The organism is Burkholderia sp. Cy-637 (assembly GCF_011753175.1).
GTDB classification, from domain to species: domain Bacteria; phylum Pseudomonadota; class Gammaproteobacteria; order Burkholderiales; family Burkholderiaceae; genus Burkholderia; species Burkholderia gladioli.
Genome location: NZ_VWWC01000355.1, coordinates 1 through 1868, shown reverse-complemented (window position 1 = coordinate 1868; position 1868 = coordinate 1). Strand labels below are relative to the sequence as shown.

Annotated in this window: 2 protein-coding genes; one reads left to right on the top strand and one right to left on the bottom strand. The window is 73.2% G+C overall.

What is annotated here, in order from left to right:
* Window positions 1–393 (bottom strand): winged helix-turn-helix domain-containing protein (locus F3J10_RS36140; protein ID WP_345791255.1); only part of this gene is annotated, 393 nt, incomplete at its 3' end.
* Between the two features lie 158 nt (window positions 394–551).
* Between F3J10_RS36140 and F3J10_RS35435 the strand changes: the two genes are divergently transcribed.
* A complete protein-coding gene (locus F3J10_RS35435; protein WP_167244030.1) occupies window positions 552–1610 on the top strand; it encodes a hypothetical protein in 1059 nt (352 codons plus the stop codon).
* Window positions 1611–1868: the final 258 nt, after the last annotated feature.

Sequence of the window (1868 nt, the reverse complement as noted above, 5' to 3'; positions counted from 1 at the left end):
GGGCGGCGGCGCGGCGGCGTCCGGGCTCGCGGCCGGCGCGTGCGCGGACGAGGGCGGCCGTGGCGACGACGGCGTGGACGATAGCGTGTATGACGGCGGGGAAGACCGTGGCGACGACGGCGCGAGCGCCGAAGGCGTCGCCTCGACGGGCGGCACGGCCTTCACATAAAGGCCCGAGCCGGCCCGCGATTCGAGCCAGCCTGCCTCGACCAGCGCGGCCGTGGCCTCGCGGATGGTATTGCGCGACACGCCGAGCTCGAGCGCCCACAGCCGCGAGGCGGGCAGGCGCTGGCCGGGCCGCAGGCGGCCGTCGCGCAGCGCGCGGTAGAGGCCGGCGACGACGCGCTGCCGGATCGGCCCGGTCTCGCCGAGTTCGATCAGGAGATCACGCACGGAAGCATCCAACATGGGGGAGGAACGAGGCGGCGGCCCGCTTCGCGCAGCCGTTTTCGGCCCACCTGGCGGGCCGGCGCTGCCTATACTCGACGCGGCACCGATCGGTAGTTCCGGGCGACGGCCCGGGTCACGCGAACCTCGATTCTGTGAGCACGATGAATTCTACTGTGATTCGCCGCGCGGCTGCGCCGGCGCTGGCCTGGCACTTCGTCCCCGCGCTGCTGGCGCTGGGTTATCCCGGCTATCTTTCCGTCTTCCACGACCAGGCGGCGGCCCACCGGCCGCTGGCCGCGCTGCTGGCGATGGCGCTCTGCCTGGCGGTGCCCGGCAGCGCCTACCTGAGCCTCACGCGGCTGGCCGCGCAGGCGGGCGACGACGCTCGCGTGCCGGTGCTGCGCCGGCTCGCGCACCTGACTTTCGCCTCGCCGCCGCTTTACGTGCTGATCGGCGTGCTGCTGTACCTGATGAAGATCGAGGGGCGCGACTACGCGGTCTGGCTCGGCTGCTGGGCGCTGGTGCTGGCCGGCACCGGGCTGTCGCTGGCGATGCGCGCGGGCGGCATGGGCGGTGTGGGCGGCATGGCGGCCCAGGCCGCGCTCGCCGCGCCGCGCCGCCTGAACACGGCGCCGGTGCGCGTGCTGCACGGCATCTCGGCGGCGGCGATCCTGCTGGTCTACCTGTTCCCGCATCTCGGCAACCACGTGCTCGGCCTGCTGGGCAACGACGCGCATCGGCACCTGATGCTGATCCTGCGGCACGTCTATCGCGCCGCCTGGGTCGAGCCGGTGCTGATCTCGCTGTTCTTCCTGCAGATCGTCAGCGGCCTGCTGCTGCTCCTGCCGAAGCTGGAGACGGCGCAGGACCGCTTCGGCAACCTGCAGACGGCGACCGGCGCCTACCTGGTGACCTTCATCGGCTGCCACATCAATTCGGTGTTCGTGCTGGCGCGCTATTTCGGCACCGATACCGACTACGCCTGGGCCACCGGCCAGCCCACGGGGCTGGTCGCCGACGCCTGGAGCGTGCGCCTGATCCCGCATTACTCGCTGGCGGCCGCCTTCGTGCTGTGCCATGTGGTTTGCGGCCTGCGCGGCGTGCTGCTCGCGCATGGCACGGCGCGCGCCAGGGCCGATCGCATCGCGCTGCTGCTGATCGGCGCGAGCCTGTGCTGGGCGGTCGCGATCGTGCTCGGCATGCTGGGCGTGCGCCTGTAAGGGCCGCCAGCGCCTGTGGCCGTTGCCCACCTCGCGCGGCGGCCCGCACCGCGTCGTGGACATCGCAGGGTCGCGTCGGAACCGGCACAATGTCGGTCCGCCCGGTCGCCGGGCCCCTGGGAGAACGACGCATGAAACTCGCCCTGATCGGCGCTTCCGGCCTGCTGGGCCGCGCGGTGGCCGCCGCGCTGGTGCCGCGCCGCGACTGGCAGCTGCTGGCCACCGTGCGCGACCCCGGCAGCGCCCACGCGCTGGCCA

Bases quoted from the DNA above. Each gene is read 5' to 3' on its own strand.
- F3J10_RS35435 (WP_167244030.1), top strand. From the start codon at position 552: ATGAATTCTACTGTGATTCGCCGCGCGGCTGCGCCGGCGCTGGCCTGG.